The organism is Enterococcus sp. DIV0170, from assembly GCF_051710765.1.
Taxonomy (GTDB): Bacteria; Bacillota; Bacilli; order Lactobacillales; family Enterococcaceae; genus Enterococcus_A; species Enterococcus_A raffinosus.
In genome coordinates this window covers 368,461-384,945 of sequence record NZ_JBIOLG010000002.1, presented here as the reverse complement: position 1 = coordinate 384,945, position 16,485 = coordinate 368,461, and the positions used below count along the sequence as shown (strand labels likewise).

The 16,485-nt window shown below is 38.7% G+C and carries 19 protein-coding genes; 8 read left to right on the top strand and 11 right to left on the bottom strand.

Going from position 1 to position 16,485, the window contains the following annotated elements; all coding sequences use genetic code 11:
- Positions 1 to 95 precede the first annotated feature (95 nt).
- From IGI50_RS17505 to IGI50_RS17475, 7 genes are read right to left on the bottom strand one after another with little or no spacing between them, the layout of a single operon-like run.
- Positions 96 to 530 carry a hypothetical protein gene (locus IGI50_RS17505; protein ID WP_438777916.1) on the bottom strand — a complete coding sequence of 145 codons (435 nt, stop codon included), beginning with the start codon at positions 528 to 530 and terminating at the stop codon, positions 96 to 98.
- Complete coding sequence (locus IGI50_RS17500; protein WP_438777915.1) at positions 523 to 696, bottom strand: hypothetical protein; 174 nt, start codon at positions 694 to 696, stop codon at positions 523 to 525. The genes IGI50_RS17505 and IGI50_RS17500 overlap by 8 nt, the downstream gene beginning before the upstream one ends.
- A complete protein-coding gene (locus IGI50_RS17495; protein WP_438777914.1) occupies positions 689 to 1,099 on the bottom strand; it encodes a hypothetical protein in 411 nt (136 codons plus the stop codon). Before IGI50_RS17495 ends, IGI50_RS17500 begins: the two co-directional genes overlap by 8 nt.
- A complete protein-coding gene (locus IGI50_RS17490) occupies positions 1,092 to 1,379 on the bottom strand; it encodes a hypothetical protein (RefSeq protein ID WP_438777913.1) in 288 nt (95 codons plus the stop codon). Before IGI50_RS17490 ends, IGI50_RS17495 begins: the two co-directional genes overlap by 8 nt.
- Before the next feature lie 2 nt (positions 1,380 to 1,381).
- Positions 1,382 to 1,681 (bottom strand): hypothetical protein, encoded by a 300-nt coding sequence (locus IGI50_RS17485; RefSeq protein WP_438777912.1) that lies wholly within the window; start codon positions 1,679 to 1,681, stop codon positions 1,382 to 1,384.
- A gap of 12 nt (positions 1,682 to 1,693) precedes the next feature.
- Positions 1,694 to 2,314 carry a BRO-N domain-containing protein gene (locus tag IGI50_RS17480; RefSeq protein ID WP_438777911.1) on the bottom strand — a complete coding sequence of 207 codons (621 nt, stop codon included), beginning with the start codon at positions 2,312 to 2,314 and terminating at the stop codon, positions 1,694 to 1,696.
- 44 nt (positions 2,315 to 2,358) lie between these two features.
- Positions 2,359 to 2,547 carry a helix-turn-helix transcriptional regulator gene (locus IGI50_RS17475; RefSeq protein WP_438777910.1) on the bottom strand — a complete coding sequence of 63 codons (189 nt, stop codon included), beginning with the start codon at positions 2,545 to 2,547 and terminating at the stop codon, positions 2,359 to 2,361.
- Positions 2,548 to 2,685: 138 nt separating this feature from the next.
- Between IGI50_RS17475 and IGI50_RS17470 the strand changes: the two genes are divergently transcribed.
- The 4 genes from IGI50_RS17470 to IGI50_RS17455 all read left to right on the top strand — a co-directional run bounded on the left by IGI50_RS17470 (position 2,686) and on the right by IGI50_RS17455 (position 5,888).
- Entirely contained in the window at positions 2,686 to 3,108 is a 423-nt protein-coding gene (locus IGI50_RS17470; RefSeq protein ID WP_438777909.1) for a helix-turn-helix domain-containing protein, read from the top strand.
- Positions 3,089 to 4,240 carry an ImmA/IrrE family metallo-endopeptidase gene (locus tag IGI50_RS17465; protein WP_438777908.1) on the top strand — a complete coding sequence of 384 codons (1,152 nt, stop codon included), beginning with the start codon at positions 3,089 to 3,091 and terminating at the stop codon, positions 4,238 to 4,240. Before IGI50_RS17470 ends, IGI50_RS17465 begins: the two co-directional genes overlap by 20 nt.
- A gap of 10 nt (positions 4,241 to 4,250) precedes the next feature.
- A complete protein-coding gene (locus tag IGI50_RS17460; protein WP_438777907.1) occupies positions 4,251 to 4,631 on the top strand; it encodes a hypothetical protein in 381 nt (126 codons plus the stop codon).
- 114 nt (positions 4,632 to 4,745) lie between these two features.
- A complete protein-coding gene (locus tag IGI50_RS17455; protein ID WP_438777906.1) occupies positions 4,746 to 5,888 on the top strand; it encodes a tyrosine-type recombinase/integrase in 1,143 nt (380 codons plus the stop codon).
- A gap of 99 nt (positions 5,889 to 5,987) precedes the next feature.
- Here the strand turns inward: IGI50_RS17455 and IGI50_RS17450 are convergent, their stop codons facing one another.
- On the bottom strand, positions 5,988 to 6,263 hold the full coding sequence (locus IGI50_RS17450) for an HU family DNA-binding protein (protein WP_010743624.1): 276 nt from the start codon (positions 6,261 to 6,263) through the stop codon (positions 5,988 to 5,990).
- Between the two features lie 322 nt (positions 6,264 to 6,585).
- On the opposite strand from IGI50_RS17450, the gene IGI50_RS17445 reads away from it, so the two are divergent.
- Together IGI50_RS17445 and IGI50_RS17440 are read left to right on the top strand one after the other, a co-directional pair.
- Positions 6,586 to 8,109 carry a helix-turn-helix domain-containing protein gene (locus IGI50_RS17445; RefSeq protein WP_438777905.1) on the top strand — a complete coding sequence of 508 codons (1,524 nt, stop codon included), beginning with the start codon at positions 6,586 to 6,588 and terminating at the stop codon, positions 8,107 to 8,109.
- Positions 8,087 to 9,631, top strand: coding sequence for a helix-turn-helix domain-containing protein (locus tag IGI50_RS17440; RefSeq protein WP_438777904.1), 1,545 nt, complete (start codon positions 8,087 to 8,089; stop codon positions 9,629 to 9,631). Before IGI50_RS17445 ends, IGI50_RS17440 begins: the two co-directional genes overlap by 23 nt.
- Here IGI50_RS17440 and IGI50_RS17435 read toward each other — a convergent pair.
- Positions 9,624 to 10,025, bottom strand: coding sequence for a hypothetical protein (locus IGI50_RS17435; RefSeq protein WP_438777903.1), 402 nt, complete (start codon positions 10,023 to 10,025; stop codon positions 9,624 to 9,626). The two genes, IGI50_RS17440 and IGI50_RS17435, sit on opposite strands and share 8 nt — an antisense overlap.
- A gap of 294 nt (positions 10,026 to 10,319) precedes the next feature.
- Between IGI50_RS17435 and ald the strand changes: the two genes are divergently transcribed.
- Positions 10,320 to 11,456 (top strand): alanine dehydrogenase, encoded by a 1,137-nt coding sequence (ald, locus tag IGI50_RS17430; RefSeq protein ID WP_438777902.1) that lies wholly within the window; start codon positions 10,320 to 10,322, stop codon positions 11,454 to 11,456.
- An 86-nt stretch (positions 11,457 to 11,542) separates the two neighbouring features.
- Positions 11,543 to 13,237 (top strand): M3 family oligoendopeptidase, encoded by a 1,695-nt coding sequence (locus tag IGI50_RS17425; protein ID WP_438777901.1) that lies wholly within the window; start codon positions 11,543 to 11,545, stop codon positions 13,235 to 13,237.
- A 65-nt stretch (positions 13,238 to 13,302) separates the two neighbouring features.
- Here the strand turns inward: IGI50_RS17425 and IGI50_RS17420 are convergent, their stop codons facing one another.
- A complete protein-coding gene (locus IGI50_RS17420; RefSeq protein ID WP_438777900.1) occupies positions 13,303 to 14,784 on the bottom strand; it encodes an LPXTG cell wall anchor domain-containing protein in 1,482 nt (493 codons plus the stop codon).
- A 167-nt stretch (positions 14,785 to 14,951) separates the two neighbouring features.
- Positions 14,952 to 16,415, bottom strand: a complete 1,464-nt coding sequence (locus IGI50_RS17415; RefSeq protein ID WP_438777899.1) for an LPXTG cell wall anchor domain-containing protein — start codon at positions 16,413 to 16,415, stop codon at positions 14,952 to 14,954.
- Positions 16,416 to 16,485: the final 70 nt, after the last annotated feature.

Sequence of the window (16,485 nt, the reverse complement as noted above, 5' to 3'; positions counted from 1 at the left end):
AACTCTCCTTGTATAGAATATCTATGTCATGGCTTACTTCGTTGGCGGACGAGGTAGGCTCTTGTTTTATTTTCTTTTTCATATAATTAACCTCACTAATCTGGACAAATTATATTTGAAATGTTTTGGATCACATCTATTAGTTCAGAAAGACTATCACCAATATCATCAAGCAATCCCGATTGGATTTGGTGATGTACTGCAAATTCGTCTCCTGAAGCTCTTGAATACTCTACATTTTCTAATAATCGATTGATAATTCGAATCTGATTAGAGGCCGAAGTTAGCTCTACGGCATGTTGGTGTAATTCAGCATCGCTAAGAGCACAACCGATGGTTGATCGTTGACCACAGTGAAAGCCAATAGAAAACATTTTATGCATAATGCTCCACCGTTCTTTCGGATATTTCTTAATTAAATAATCCGCTAGATCAAGCACATCTTCACGATATGGATCTTTATCTGTTAATCGCTCATCTTCTGCATAACCTAGACCGTAAGTTAAATAAGGTGTTTCCGTGTTACTCATTTTCCATACCTCCTTTTACTCTCTGTTCATATTCCCACTCGTCATACTGAATAAAAAGAATCAACACGATCCCCACAAACATACAAATTTTAAGTAGTGTTGGCAGCACTGTGGCCACCCCTCCAAACAAGATGGATGCTAAGACTAGATTTACTTTCTTATTCATCGATCTGTTCCTCTTCTAGTTCATCTAATTCGGTTTGGATCACTCGAAGCTCTTCAGCTTTCTTAACCAGGCAATTTAATTTATTTAATGGACCCTTCATTTCAGGATCAAGCACTAAAAATTGTTGACTAATGATTTTCCCGTCCTTCATATAAGTATGAATCTCTTTATTATCGGAAAAGAACTGTGCAAAAATGATCTCATCATTTTCTCCATGCATAATATACCCAGCATTACCATCGGAGGTTTCCAATATAGAGTTCCCGATAAAGCCTCCAATAGCTGGATAATTGTCTGTCACAATGTTATAGATAGGTGTTCCCTCTTGAAATGCTCTCAAAATGAAATCGATGTCTCCAATAAGTTTGTCTTGTTGTTCCCATAATTGATCTTGTTTACTCATGATTTTTATTTCCTTTCTCTAGATCCAAGATTTTACTTAGCTTTTGTATTGTTGTTATTACATCCTCGTGAACTTGAACGCATTTCATAGACTCGATATTCATTTCATCTTTCAGATCTAAGCTCAGTTTGAAGTCGTGCATGAGATCCTCTATTACACATATATGCTCGAATACCGCATCATCTGACTTCTCATCATCAAACATATTGCGTAGCTCGATAGTCTGCTCTTCAATTTCCATTAGAATAGCCTTTAAGTTCATCTTCTTTGTTAACTTCATTTCTATTTCTCCTCTTTCAAAATTTCCTTTGGTGTTACTTTTTTAGTTCTGTATTTGTTCTCATCTTTCCATCGTAAAAACCAAATGAATGTATGGACATGAATAAAAGTGGACGAATGACCTGGTCTGAGAATTCCTTCTTTAAACTCGTCAATGTCTTCCATCTCTTTGCAGTATTCTACGAGTGTCGTCTTTGACATGCCGTGGAACATTTTCAGGAGCAAGCCTTGTCGATACCAGTCATCGGGTTCTACTTCTTTTTCTGCAGATTTAATCAACTCTGCTAGCGTCGGCTTCTTCAATATCAACACCTCCTATACGGCTTGTTGACGATTATTTCGGTTATAGATTTTTTCACTGACAGAAAAATCAAGATTAAATTTATCTTTCAATCCCATGAGTTCAGTTGTTTCATCAAGTATTTCCTGTCGATCAATAAGCATTTCTGGTGTCATTTCTGCTTTCTTAACCATTTTCGGAAAACCGTGTAAATTAGATACCGCCTTGTTGGCAATCACATTCGCCTTGATGAAATCAACTCGTACAGGTTCCCTTAGTGATTTTTTTAGATTTTGCATGGCCGACTTCTGATGTTCCTTGTCTAACATACGAAACACTTGGAATCCTTCAAGCCCCGTTGACTGACGTAATTCTTTGATAATATTGAAAATCCAATCCTCAAATTCTTCTGCTTCAGGTTTGTGAGAATTCATTATTGCTTTGTAAACACCCTGTTCAGATAGAATCACTAATTCTTGTACTCCGCCAAGGGTGCGCCATTTTGTAGTACCCTTGTACTTATCCCTCAATCTCTTAGTTAATCCAAATGTTGAACTATACCCAAGAGCTTCTGCCACGTCCTTAGCTACGGCCCACCACTCTTCGTCGAGATTGACGAATCGTATTTCATGGCCATTCCAAATTTCTGTTTTCATTGGATTACCTCCATTCGTTTTATCAACAATTGTTGATATTTCTGTTAAAAAAAATTAGTCCAATCAAAATTGAACTCCTTTGCAATCCTCTTCGCTGTTTTAACGCTGGGATCTCTCCTTCCGGTTTCTATCAGCCAATAACCTTGTTTAGACAACTCCACTTTCTTTGCAGCTTCAAGAAGAGTTAATCCTAAATCTGTACGTTTTTGACTTAACCAGAACCTTTCTCTCATAAATATCACCTCCACGACAAAAACTATATCATCACCATTTGTTGATGTCAACAATTAGTGATAAAACAATTGAAATAGTAAACAACCAGTGATACAATTGTATTAGAAATACGCAAGCAAACAGTAAAGGAGAATAATATGATTTCTTTAAGAACTAAGCTTATGCGCCTTATAGATTCTAAAGGTTGGTCTCAAGCTGAACTAGCTAGAAGGGCCGATATATCACCTCAGCAAATCAGTTATTATCTGAAAGGTGATCGTGAACCCTCAAAAGACAACATCAAAAAAATTGCCAAAGCTTTTGATATTCAGACCGACTTTTTTTTAGATGACATAGCTTCAGCAGACTTATTGGATAGCTATTTAGAGTTTGGTGTTTATGAGGGGTATGATGAAGCACCCGAGATAAGCAAAAATGATACTCCTGAATATTTTGCTATTCAACGAAAATCAAAAAAGCTGAATCAAAAAGATCAGCAACGTTTGTTGAAAATTATGGAAGCCACTTTTGATGACTTAGATAATGGTGATTTTGAAGAAGATGACGACGATGACCTCTAGGCAACAAATTAAACCTGATTATGGACTTGCACAATCGGTCGCCTATGAAACAGTGCAGAACTGCAATCAAAATATGCTCCCTTTATCAATAAAGAAATTAATAAAAAGCATCCCTAATCTTCATATTCAAAAGTATTCCAAATTTGCTAAAGCAAGAAATCTTTCAATCGAAGAAACTTTCGAACTCTTAGATTCAGAGGAAGGCTGTCTCTGGATGCGAAGTGATGGCCAGTACATTATCCTTTACAATGACGCCGTCGATAATACAGGTCGAATTCGCTTCACACTTGCCCATGAACTAGGCCACTACCTTCTAAAGCACAATGAAAAATCAAAGAAAACTCTCTTGGCACGCTATTCATTGACAAATGAGGAGTACGATATATTCGAGAAAGAAGCAAACTATTTCGCAAAACGATTATTAGCACCTATACCCCTAGTAGATCTGTATGTCGCGAGTTGGTCTAGAATCTATCCCGAATGCATAGAATTTGCCTTCGACACTTCTTATACGGTAGCAAACTATATTATTAGCGATCTTCACCGAAGGCAGAGAAATGCAAACATAGTTAGTGAGGGGCACCCTCTCACTCATAACTTCATTGACTACATAAATGTAGATAGTTCATCACAAATTTGTAAGAATTGCCACTCTCCGCAGCCAGCGACTCACAATTTTTGCGCTTTCTGTGGTAGTAACGAGATGATCAAATCCACGGCAAAAAGTTATACTAGCTATTTTCTAGAAAGGAAGAAAGTAATGATTTATTCAAAAATAGAAACAAATGAACAAGGAACGCCTTTAGTGTGTCCCAGGTGTGAAGCGGAAAATTTGGATAATAACTTCAAATATTGTCCCTATTGTACAACTTTTTTACACAATGTTTGTTTGGGTAAAGAGGAAGACAAATTTGTCAAGACAATTAACGGTGAGGTTGAACTTACTATCGCAGAAAGATATGAGCAAAATGGCTGCTCAAATGACAATTTGGATGGAGGATTTAGGTATTGTCCAGAGTGTGGTTGTGAAACTTCTTACAACGAGCAAAGATTACTAGATAACTGGAAATCTGAGAAAGAGAAAGATAAGGACCCTTTTTCTGGCACTGAATTTACTGAACTTCCATTTTAGGAGGAATAAAATGACTTACTATGAATATGTTCCAGAAAACCCTTTAGATTTTACTCATCCATTCATGACAATCAGTCAAATGAAAAAAATGCTAACTCGTAATTATGAAAAACCTCGGGATTATTACCTATATGGAGAATCTTCTGAAGAGCTAATTGAAGATTTAGAAAAACAATTTAATGAAGTTTTCCCAAATGGAATTGACGAAACTGAGTTAAGAATGCCCGTCCTAGTATTTCCGATTCCTACAGGAGAAATGTGGGAACCTGTAAAATATTGCTTTATAGTCAAACATGATGCAAATGGAATAACATATATCTACTCACCAATTAGAATTCCTTTTCTCGAGAATAATGGAGGATTTCTGCAGAAAAAAGATAATTCCCTTTGACACAAAAACACGATCCCACCCCGGCAAGAGTATGATCGTGTAAAAAATAATTCACCTATAGGCATAGGCTTCTTTAGTTGTGCCTATTATACCAAATGATAGGAGGAAATGACAATGTGGGTAGAACCATTGAAAGATGGTCGTTTCAAATTTATTGAGCGCTTCAAGGATCCGTATACTGAAAAGGCTCGAAAAAAATCAGTTATAATGAATAGCCAATCCAAGCAAGCTTGGAATAAAGCGTTAAAAATTCTGAATGATAAAATTGAAAATGAACTTTCAAAAAAGAAAATTGACAAAGCCCCCTTCCAACAAGTTTATACTGAATGGGAAATTAATTATTTTAAATCTTTGAGACCTAATTCAAAGAATACTTATGTAGCTATTCGAAAAATTATTTTCAAGGCCATCAATGAAGACATCTTAATTTCAAACATTGACACACGATTTCTGCAGAACTTTTTTGGCTCTCTCGACTATTCTCAGACCTATATTGCGCACATTAAGTCAAATTTGAATCTTGTGTTTAAATACGCAATCAAAATAGGCTACGCCGATAAAAACCCTGTTGAGAATGTAGAGATCATCTCTAAAGCGAAAACTTTAGAAGATATTGAGCGAATTGAAGATAAGTACCTTGAAAAAAGTGAAGTTAAAGTAATCCTTGAACAGCTATATAAAAGTCGCTTAACTTTTCGTGTCGGACGACTAGCTGAATTTATGTATTTAACAGGAGTTCGCTTTGGTGAAGCAGTCGCATTAAGAGAAGAAAATTTCGACTTGGATAATAATATCGTTCACATTAGAGGTACAATCGACTACAGCAAAGGTTACAAACAAAAAGCAGTTGGACCTACTAAAACTCAAAAGTCAAATAGAGATGTTCAATTGACCCAACGGACGGTTGAGCTAGTAAAACGTACGTTTGAGGAAAATAAACTAGACCTGCTATCCGAATCTGATTTTAGTAACGACAGGTTCGTTTTTGTGACCCGAACAGGTACACCGATGCAAAATAGTTCATTCAATCGATCTTTTGCTGCTGCAGGTAAAAAAAGTGGCATTCACAAACGTTTAACCTCTCACATACTTAGACATACACATGTGTCGTTACTAGCCGAACAAAATACTCCTTTGAAGGCTATTATGGATCGAGTAGGTCATGAGGACGCCGACATTACAAATAAAATCTATACTCACATTACTGATAAAATGAAAACTGACTTAATCAGCCAATTAGAAAAGAATGGTTTATAGCCATTCTTTTTATTTTTGCCCCTTTTCTGCCCCTTTTAACTTTACATCAAAACAAAAACCTGTCAGAACCTTACAGCCCCAACAGGTTTAGTGCCGATACTATTTTACAGCGTCTTTTAATTGTTTACCCGCTTTAAATGCAGGTGATTTGCTTGCTGCAATCGTGATTTCTTCGCCTGTTTGAGGGTTACGACCTTTACGAGCTGCACGTTCGCGTACTTCAAAGTTACCAAATCCAATGACTTGAACTTTTTCGCCGTCTTTTAATGATGTTTGAATCCCATCAAACAAAGCATCTACAGCTGCTGTTGCGTCTTTTTTTGTCAATCCTGTCTTCTCTGCTACTTGTTCAACTAAACTTTGTTTATTGATCATAATGTATAGCCTCCACTATCTTTTTAATGTATTCCAAAGACAATTCTATTCGTTATTGCAGAGAAAGGCAACAGTTAACGCTCTTTTTCTCTTTTTTTCATTTTTTTCTTTTTTGTTTATTTGAAATTAAAAAATAAGAAAATTATCCAAATATTTTCAAAATAATTTGCATTCTTCCTTATTATATTGGTATTCTATACAAGGATAATTCTTAATGATCATTTGTTAAATAACAAATATATTAGAAAATTAAAGTTTTCGTGCTTGTTTCACTTCTCTTTGAACATTATATTAAATAAAAAAATATTCAAGGAGCTTTATTATGAAGTTAAGAGGATTAATGAAAAAAGAAACTATTAGAAGATTACGTATTGTAGAAGAATTATATTTTGCGCAGGATTATTTAACGTCTGAACAGTTATTAGATAAAGTAACTTGTACACTTCCTGTGTTAATTAGCGATGTTCGTTTCTTAAATGGCGAGGAGCTGCCATTTCAAATTTCTAAGAATAAGGGGCTTTATTCCATCGATTTTGACGATAGTGCAACAATTGATAGCGTTTATGCCCACATCCTTCGGAGCAATCTGGAATTCCAAACGATCGAGAGTGCTTTTTTTGAGGAAAATCAGCGCATTGACATAGCAGCTAAACGTCTGAACTGCAGCTTTTCTAACATGCAAAGATACCTCAAAGCGATCAATGCAACGCTATCCGATGGTGATATTGCACTTCTTTACCGTCCGATACGACTTGATGGCGACGAGCTCACTACTCGACGCTTTTATTATCTTTTCTTTAAGGAATCTAGAGTCCCCTTCTCTAACTATCGTTTTTCGAATAGATTGGTAAACGCTGTGGATCAGCTGATACGGCAAATTATGTCTGAAAACAAAATAACCAATACGATGAATAGTCATTTTCAATTGGTGCACAGCTTTTTGATTGCCCTGCATCGTTTGAAAAATGGTCATTTTATTCGAGGGTTGTCTTCCAACAGCGGGCTTACAATTCCACAAGTGGAGAGACTTTCCCGACTAGGACGCTTTATCAGACAAGAGGTTGAAATAGAACTGACCGACGCGATCTTAAGAGAATGCCTATGGCCGCTGTTCAGCCATCATTTGATTTTGACTCGTCAGCAACAAGCAACGGCGCACAAAATAGATAACAAGCTTGCAGATTTTTATGATTTGCATATGTTCTTATTGCAAAAGCTGAATGCTTTGTTAGACACCCCACTCTCACACGCTGAAATGGCGGAAACAACACGATTATTAGGCAATGAATTATTCTGCTACTATCCAAATGATTGTCCTATCGAGATCCTTCAAGAAACGGAACGAATGCTTTTAACCCTGATTGATAAGAAATACAGTCGTGAATTAAACAAGCTCAGACGGATTGTGAATGAGTTTTTAGCTCCAATCGGTCGTGAGATGATGGCGCCGCTATATCTAAGTTGCCTCATTACCATGATTGATAATATTTTCCAGCGCTTGGTTGCTGCGGATAAACCGCTTAAAGTGCTTTTACTATCAGATACTTCTACAACTCATGAGCGTTTCTGGCAGTCTATTTTTCCTGTTTATATTAAGGGCTCTGTCAACTATGAATACTTTGAAACACCTTTTATCCTGCAGGAGCAATTGACTAGCTTAACGAAAAAATACGATTTAATCATAACTAATGTAACCATGACTGGATTAGAATCAGCCTGTCCATTAATCGCGATCAATGCGTATCCAACCGCAAAGGATCTTGAACGAATTCAACAATTTGTAAATCAATTCGAATCACTCTCAACACGAAAGGAATTATACGATGAACTTAAGACGTCTTCTTAAACGAGATAGTCAACGTCAATTGCAGTTAATTGAAACACTTTACTATTCCCAGCATCCACTGTCTAGCGATGAGTTAACCAAAACAATCCAATGCACTACCCCGGCATTGTTGAGTGATATTCGCTCAATCAACACTCAAAGCGACTATTATAAAGTCATTCGCGAAAACAGTCTTTATCGATTAGAGTTGAAGGAGAACGCCACTATCGATGTCCTCTTTTCAACATTGCTCCAAAAATCCATAGCCTTCAGAATGTTAGAAGCGATTTTCTTTGAAAATTGTTATTCTCTCATTCAGCTTTCTAAAAGTGTCTTCTGTAGCCTAACCGCTGTCCAAGCGTCAATGAAAGATTTAGAGGAGGCGTTAGCTCACTGGAATATAGAGATTTTGCGCCGGCCGTATCGAGTCGTTGGAAACGAAACAGCCATTCGTCATTTGTTTTTCTTATACTTCTCAGAAAAGAAAATCGATCGGAAGGATACACCATTTAGTGCAAACTTTTTTGACTCTGCGGATAACGTCGTCCGGTCAATGATCGACAATAATAAGTTAAATGTTTCACTCGCTCAATATAATCGGTTAAGTATGACATTTTTCATTAGTCTCGTTCGTATCTCAAACGGACACCGAATGCCCGTCAGCAGTTTGAAATCCTCAGCTCTATTGCCACCAAGTCAGAGTGCTGTCTTTAAATTTAACCCGTATCTTCGCAAGGAATTACTCTTTATTTACTCTGAGGACGTGATGAAGGATAGTTTCTGGCTACTCTATTCTGACATGTTTCTACTCGGCGATGAGCAACGAAGACGGGCTTTAGAAACAAATCATAAGCTGGCCTACCATTATGAAACACATCTTGCATTAGCCGAGAGACTCAGTCAAATGCTAGTTGATCCGCTAACTGAAAAACAAAAAGAGCAACTGGCAACAATTTTGGTTAATCAACATTTATTTCATATGAAAACAAAGAAATTTATCAGCGTCCTTCGAGACCGTAAAAAAGACTGTCTCTCATTATTGGAAACTTTCCATGCACATTGTGTTCATCAACTACGTAACTTAATGATAGATTTTACAAAAGAGTATCGGAACTTTCGCTCTCAAGAATTCATAGACAATTATATCTATCAAATTGTCGCTACTGTTCCGAGCTGTTTAAACGGGATGAGACAAACAGAAAAGCCTGTAGATATTCTGATCGTTTCAACAGACTCTAAAATGCAGGAAAGCTTATTAATCGAGCTGCTTCGTTTCTCAATTAGAGGAAACTACGTGATTCATCAAATCAATATGAATCAATTACATAATAAAAGCTACTTAGAGGTTTTCGAAGAGCATGATATTGTTGTCAGTACCTCTACCTTTGACGTTCCTCATTGTCTGACACCGATTATTGCTGTTGAACTCTGTCCAAGTATCCAATCGTTGAATAAAATTCAGCAATTAGTCGATCAAATCATTTCAAAAAAGACAACTACTAAACAAACAGAAGAAAAAAATGGACTCAAGCAACTTACTTGAGTCCATTCTTCCGCCCGTTTTCGTCTTGTAAGCGGGCAATTTCTTTATCCATCGAGGCTTTTTCCGCTGTTAGACTGTTAATCATGCGTTGGTATTTCTCCTGACCATTCTTTTTTCGAATCACGTTTAATTGAAGCGCTGAAAACAAAATGACCGCAAAGGCTAAAATGACAATTACAAAAAACGCTATATTTCGCTCCATTTTCAAAGAAGCATACAGCAGTACAATTAAACTAATCAAGACTTCTATAAGACTGAGTTTGGCTCTTCGCCCACCTCCAAAGATGATTCGTTTTAACAAAGGGCCGTGAAGTAGTTCTTCATATCTAGTCAGGCGAGCTTCGAGAAAGCTTACCTGCTCTTTTAATAGGTCAATTCGTTCTTTATCTGGCATAGTGACTTCGCTCCTTAATATCCTTGGTTTTATTATGGCGAGTAATGTGGGTTTTCGCAAATATTTTATTTCTTATTATAAAAATAATAAGTTTTTCATCCCCCGGTATTTGTTGTTTCTTTTAAGGCAGAATACTCTTCTATTAGAAAATGTAAAGGGTTTCATTTGACCGTAATTATTCAAACAGACCAAATCCTTTGCAAATTCTTAGTTGAAATTGTCTCAAAATCCTGTACAATTATTTTGTAAGCGAATTCACTTCGTGTACGACTACTTCAAAAAGGAGTGTATTAAATGATTATTGGAATTCCTAAAGAAATCAAGAACAACGAAAACCGGGTTGCCCTTCCCCCATCTGGCGTATTTGATCTGACCAACCGCGGCCATCAAGTATTAGTGGAAAAAGATGCTGGCAAAGGCTCTGCCATCGCTGACGATGAGTATGTAGCTGCAGGTGCGACGATCATCGAAAATGCCGCAGACGTTTGGGCAGCTGACATGGTCATGAAAGTGAAAGAACCGCTTCCTGAAGAATATCAATATTTCCGCAAAGGGTTACTACTATTCACCTATTTGCATTTAGCAGCAAACAAACCTTTAACTGAAGCATTAGTGAACAGCGGTGTGAATGCCATCGCCTATGAAAATGTTCAGCCAGCAGACAATACACTGCCATTGCTTGCTCCAATGAGTGAAATAGCTGGACGAATGGCCGCGCAAATCGGTGCCAATTATTTAGAACGCGTCAATGGCGGCAAAGGTATCTTATTATCCGGTGTTCCCGGTGTTCGTCGCGGCAATGTCGTTGTTATCGGCGGCGGTGTCGTAGGTCTAAATGCAGCGAAATTAGCTGTAGGCTTAGGCGCTAACGTGACAATACTTGACGTCAGCGTTCCTCGCTTGAAAGAATTAGACATTATTTTTGGCAACAGTGTACAAACAATGATGTCAAACCGCTACAACATCCAAGAATGCATTAAAACTGCCGATTTAGTGATTGGTGCAGTATTGATTCCAGGTCACAAAGCACCGACTTTAGTGACAAAAGAAATGGTCGCTAATATTCCTGATCATTCAGTCATCGTGGACGTAGCGATCGATCAAGGCGGAATCTTTGAAACCGAAGATCGTGTAACTACTCATGATGATCCAACCTATGTGAAAGAAGGCGTTGTACACTACGCGGTAGCAAACATGCCTGGTGCAGTTCCACAAACGGCTACCTACGCGTTAAGCAATAGCACAATGAGCTACGCCAACTTGTTAGCGAATAATCCTTTAGAAGAGCTATTAAAGGACAATTTGGCCCTTCGCCGCGGAGTTAATACTTACAACGGCAAACTAACGATTGAAGCAGTAGCCCATGATCTATCCATGGAATACACACCAATCGATGAAGTACTAAACGAAGAGTTAATGATGAATCCATAAACAAAACAGGAGGAACCTGTCAGCGTCTGCTGACAGGTTTTTTTGTTATAATGAACTGAATTCTTTTACTATAGGAGGTTTTTTCAATGCGATTCTCAGAGTTTCCCTACAAACGTCCTGACCTTGTGCAATACGAAGAGGTATTCAACAAGGCAAACGAGCGATTCGTTCATGCGGACAATTATTCACAAGCCAAACAAGCTTTACAGAAACTGAATCACTTACGCAGCGAAATGGCTAAAAATTTAAAATTGGCCTATATTCGCTTCTCTATTGATAACTATGATTCATTCTATCGTGAGGAAAATGAGTTTTGGGATCATCATGAGCCTTTGGTCGGCCAAATTCATAATCGCTTTTATCAGAGCCTGCTTCGTTCTCCTTTCCGCAGTCAGTTAGAAAAAGAATACCCTGAAACACTTTTTCTATTTGCAGAAGATCAATTACGTCTATTAGATGATTCCGTAATTGAATTGAAGCAGCAGGAAAATGAAGTAGTCAGTCAATATACCCTTTTAATCGCTTCTGCTGAACTTGAGTTTAATGGGAAGACACTGACGCTTTCCGAGTTATCCGCATATTTCACTGATCCGAGCCGAGAAACACGTCGGGCGGCTCATGAGGTTTACGAAAGCTTTTTTACAGATCATGAGGAAGAAATCGATGCAATTTACGATCAGCTCGTACACAATCGACACCAGCAAGCAAAGAACCTTGGTTTCGCCAATTATGTGGAATACGGCGATCGCTTGATGAACCGCTGGGGATATGATCGTTCTCAGCTGCACGCATTCCGACGCTTTATCGTTGAAAAAGTCGTGCCGATCAATCAAAAGCTTTACGAGCGGCAACGAGAGCGGCTGGGTGTTGAGGTTCTGGCCCATTACGACCTGCCATTGGTTTTTCCTGAGGGGAATCCTCAACCACAAGGCACCAGCGACGAATTAGTGGAAAAAGCGCAACAAATGTATCACGAGTTGTCGAAGGAAACAGGGGATTTCTTTGATCTCATGGTTCAGGATGAGTTATTGGACCTGATTAGTCGCCCCGGCAAGCAAAGCGGCGGCTACTGTGAGTTTATTGACGGTGTGCAAATGCCCTTCATTTTTGCCAACTTCAATGGCACGTCAGATGATGTCGATGTTTTAACCCATGAGACTGGCCACGCCTTTCAAAGTTATCTATCTCGCTGGATCGAGGAACCTGAGTTGGTCTTCCCGACCTCTGATACCGCTGAGATTCACTCCATGAGTATGGAATTTTTAACTTGGCCGTGGATGGACAAATTCTTTGGCTCAGAAAAGGAAAAATATACCTTCGCCCATTTAAGCAGCGCTTTACAATTTCTCCCTTATGGTGCGTTGGTGGATCATTTCCAAGAAGCAGTCTATTTACACCCTGACTGGTCTGCTGCGGAGCGTAAGAGCTGCTGGCGTGAACTGGAACAGCTTTATTGTCCAGAACGAAATTACGAAGAATCTGAAGCTTTAACTCGAGGAATTTATTGGTATCGCCAAGGACATATTTTTGAAGTGCCCTTCTACTACATTGATTACACCTTAGCGCAAGTGTGTGCACTGCAGTTTTGGGAACGTAGTATCGTCAAAAAAGATCCGACGACTTGGGAGGATTACTTAGCGATTTGTCGAGTTGGCGGCAGCCAAACCTTTTTAGAAACTGTTCAATTAGGACATCTCGCTTCTCCTTTTGATCGAGAGAAAATGTCGGATTTACTAGTTTCAGTTGAAACGTTTTTAGCGGCTTTTCCTGACGTTAATTAAAATGGAAGTTCGTTTCTATGAAAAAAGAAGTGGCACAATACGTTTGTGTCCACTTCTTTTTTTGCTTAGATTTTTTTCTTATTTAGAAAGAGTGCTGTAAACAGGAAGACGCAGGCACCCCCGATAATCGTCAAAATTGAACTGGTTTGTTCATTGGTTTTTGGCAGCTCCGCTTGTTTGGTCTGCACTGTTGTCATTTGATCTGGAGCAGTCGACGGAACGCTTGCCTGAACCGACCAGTCTGTCCCCTCTGCATTCTCAATGATGACAGACGAGGAGAAGGTTCCAGTCGTATTACTTTGGGTACTTTCCGTTTGCTTCTCCTCATCCGGCATTTCTACATCAATGGGAATCGTCGGATCGACCCCATCTGAAATCCCCCCCATCGCAAAGGGCAGCTTAAAGGAATAATTGAAGACCGCGTCTGTCTCGTAGTCTTGATTGTACCGAACATCGAAATTTGATACGTTCTTATACGTATAAGTCAGCCAATAGCGCATGTCGTAATGATTGGTATTCTGATTGTTAATTTCACCGATTTTAATGTAATCATTATGCACCTTATAGTAGAGCTGATTGTTTTTCGTAACATAAAAATTTTGAATATTATTGTTGTTGAAGAGATCGATACTTTGCTCAAAATCAATATCTGTAAAGTTAAAAAAGCCAGAGACATTTACCGGATTTGCGTTCAAGTTATCAAGAAAGGCATAATTCAAAAGAACATCTCTGATTCCCTTCATGGTGATCCCATTGTCCTTGTTTATATATAGGACCTGTTTTCCTGCCAAAGCCGTCCATCCTTTGACGGTAATTCGCATATCAATGGTTTTTCCTTTATAGGTACCAACATTTTTATAGGTCACCGTAATCGTATTAGGCTGCTCTGAATCAAGGTCAAAGACGTAGGAATAGCCGTCACTGGTATAATTGTTTGTCCCGCCGATCACGATGTCCTCCACATTCGCGAAGTTCGGCATAAACTCATAATCAGTAGGAATCTTCGTATTTTCGTCCGTTATGGCTTGGTCGTGATCCACGATTTTCCCATCATTATCATTTTTTAACGGTGGCGTCGAGGCTTTTGTACTGACAGCTTCATTGATTGTTTCAGGTTCCGCGTAATCGGCTGGATTGGAGACAGTCGGTTCTACTGATTCCCCGGATTCAACAGTCGGTTCCTCTGTTGAAACAGACTCCTGATGTTCCGTTTCTACTGGAACATCATCTATGCTAGTAGAAACAAGAGAAGTCTCGCCTACTCCTGAATCCGTAGTTTCTGAAGTCATTTCCTGTCCTTCTGAAACTAATACAGGCGTTTCCTCTTGATGACTCTCTTCTGCCACAGCGGCTTCCTCTTGCTCGATTGGTTGCGTAGAGATCGGTTCTGCAACAGGTTGTACTTGATTCATACTCGCGCTTTCGACAATTTCGGTCGTCACGTTATTTTCTATTGATTCCGCAGTTTCGTTCGCCCAAGCAGCATTTGGTACCAGTGAAACACCTAAAATTACGGTTGAAAACAAATAAATACTTTTTTTCGCCATAAAATGACCTCCTTTATCATACATAACAACATATATTATAACATTAGTTGTCATAAAGAAGAATATTTTTATTATTATGTCGATTTAAGCTATATTTATTATCTGATTATAAACAAAAATTGAGAAAAAAAGCGACTGTGACAAGCTTTGTCACAGCCACTTTGCTTTTATACCTTTTTTTTATTTAAGAAAAGTGCCCCAAGCAAGAAAAGACACGCACCGCCAAGAATGGTAAAGATTGTATTTGTCTGATCATTGGTTTGCGGTAATACTGCTTGCTTTAATGGCTTAGCTTGTACGACCTGTGTTTCTACTGGTTCGACTTTTTCAGCTTTCACCGTAGCTTTGACAGTCGGTGTAACAGTGATCGTTTCTGTCTTTTTCTCTGCAACTACAGGGACAGCTAGTTCGACTTCCTTTTCAACTATTTCTTTTTCCGGTGTTTCCTCAATAACTATCGGCTCCTCAACTTCTTCAGGCTCCTTCTCCACTGGTTTTGTCGGCTTTTCTTCTATTACGATAGGCGCTTGATAGGTGTAATTAAACACTGCGCCTGTCTCATAATCTTGATTGTAGCGAACATCAAAGTTTGACACATTTTTATACGTATAGGTCAGCCAATGATCCATGTCAAAATCAGAGGTCCCTTTTCCATCAATCTCCCCGATACGGATATACCCGTTGTGTGACTTAAAATAAAGCTGATTGTCCTTCGTCACATAATAATTCTGAACATTATTATGATCGAAGAGATCGATGCTTTGCCGCAAGTCAATATCTGTAAAATTAAAGAAGCCAGAAACATTCATTGCCGCAGAGGTTACATTATCAATAAAGGAATAATTCAGGCGAACATCGCTGATACCATGCATCGATATCCCGTTTCCTTTATAAATATAAAGCTGATTATAAACACTACCGGAAAATGCGGTCCAATCTTTGACTGTTACCTTCATATCTACCACTTTTCCATTATAAGTACCGACATTTTTATAAATCACTGCGATTGAATTCGCCGATTCCGTCGTCAAATCAAAAAGGTAATACGTAGAGCGCTCTAGATAGCCGCCATTTGAAGTCACGACAATATCATCAAGATTGTCAAATTTCGGCATAAAATTATACTCAGCAGTAATCTTCGCGTCCTCATCTGTGATCGCTTTTTCATGATCGACGATTTTTCCATCATAATCATCCTTAAGCACAGGCGTCGTCGCTCTTGCTGCTCTCGGCTGTTGAATGGTATCAGCCGGTTCAGCTACTACCTGTTGACTAATGTTTGCTTGGCTAGTTACTGCCTCTTTCTCAGGCTCTGGCGTTGCTTCTAAAGCGACTTCCTCTTTGGGAGCACTCTCTTGTTCCGGCAACTCCGTCTCGACAGCTACAGGCTCCTCGATCAGTTCTGCCTCTTCAGGCTCCTCAGGAACGACCTCTGGTTCTGGCTGCGGTTCGCTAACTTCGATCTCTGGCTCTGAAACAGCCTGCTCTACTTCTACGGTAGGGCTTTCAATGAATTCAGTTGTTACATTAGGCACAGCGGGCTCCGCTATCTCATCAGCCCAAGCATTGCTTGGCACTAAGGACAACCCTAAGAGCGTGACGGAAAATAAATGAACACTTTTTCTAAACATAAAACGTCCTCCTTCTATTGAATACCAACTATTATTATAACATCTTTAAAAGAAAAGTATTTTCTGTAAA

Bases quoted from the DNA above. Each gene is read 5' to 3' on its own strand.
- IGI50_RS17505 (WP_438777916.1), bottom strand. From the start codon at position 530: ATGAGTAACACGGAAACACCTTATTTAACTTACGGTCTAGGTTATGCA.
- IGI50_RS17500 (WP_438777915.1), bottom strand. From the start codon at position 696: ATGAATAAGAAAGTAAATCTAGTCTTAGCATCCATCTTGTTTGGAGGG.
- IGI50_RS17495 (WP_438777914.1), bottom strand. From the start codon at position 1,099: ATGAGTAAACAAGATCAATTATGGGAACAACAAGACAAACTTATTGGA.
- IGI50_RS17490 (WP_438777913.1), bottom strand. From the start codon at position 1,379: ATGAAGTTAACAAAGAAGATGAACTTAAAGGCTATTCTAATGGAAATT.
- IGI50_RS17480 (WP_438777911.1), bottom strand. From the start codon at position 2,314: ATGAAAACAGAAATTTGGAATGGCCATGAAATACGATTCGTCAATCTC.
- IGI50_RS17475 (WP_438777910.1), bottom strand. From the start codon at position 2,547: ATGAGAGAAAGGTTCTGGTTAAGTCAAAAACGTACAGATTTAGGATTA.
- IGI50_RS17470 (WP_438777909.1), top strand. From the start codon at position 2,686: ATGATTTCTTTAAGAACTAAGCTTATGCGCCTTATAGATTCTAAAGGT.
- IGI50_RS17465 (WP_438777908.1), top strand. From the start codon at position 3,089: ATGACGACGATGACCTCTAGGCAACAAATTAAACCTGATTATGGACTT.
- IGI50_RS17460 (WP_438777907.1), top strand. From the start codon at position 4,251: ATGACTTACTATGAATATGTTCCAGAAAACCCTTTAGATTTTACTCAT.
- IGI50_RS17455 (WP_438777906.1), top strand. From the start codon at position 4,746: ATGTGGGTAGAACCATTGAAAGATGGTCGTTTCAAATTTATTGAGCGC.
- IGI50_RS17450 (WP_010743624.1), bottom strand. From the start codon at position 6,263: ATGATCAATAAACAAAGTTTAGTTGAACAAGTAGCAGAGAAGACAGGA.
- IGI50_RS17445 (WP_438777905.1), top strand. From the start codon at position 6,586: ATGAAGTTAAGAGGATTAATGAAAAAAGAAACTATTAGAAGATTACGT.
- IGI50_RS17440 (WP_438777904.1), top strand. From the start codon at position 8,087: ATGAACTTAAGACGTCTTCTTAAACGAGATAGTCAACGTCAATTGCAG.
- IGI50_RS17435 (WP_438777903.1), bottom strand. From the start codon at position 10,025: ATGCCAGATAAAGAACGAATTGACCTATTAAAAGAGCAGGTAAGCTTT.
- ald (WP_438777902.1), top strand. From the start codon at position 10,320: ATGATTATTGGAATTCCTAAAGAAATCAAGAACAACGAAAACCGGGTT.
- IGI50_RS17425 (WP_438777901.1), top strand. From the start codon at position 11,543: ATGCGATTCTCAGAGTTTCCCTACAAACGTCCTGACCTTGTGCAATAC.
- IGI50_RS17420 (WP_438777900.1), bottom strand. From the start codon at position 14,784: ATGGCGAAAAAAAGTATTTATTTGTTTTCAACCGTAATTTTAGGTGTT.
- IGI50_RS17415 (WP_438777899.1), bottom strand. From the start codon at position 16,415: ATGTTTAGAAAAAGTGTTCATTTATTTTCCGTCACGCTCTTAGGGTTG.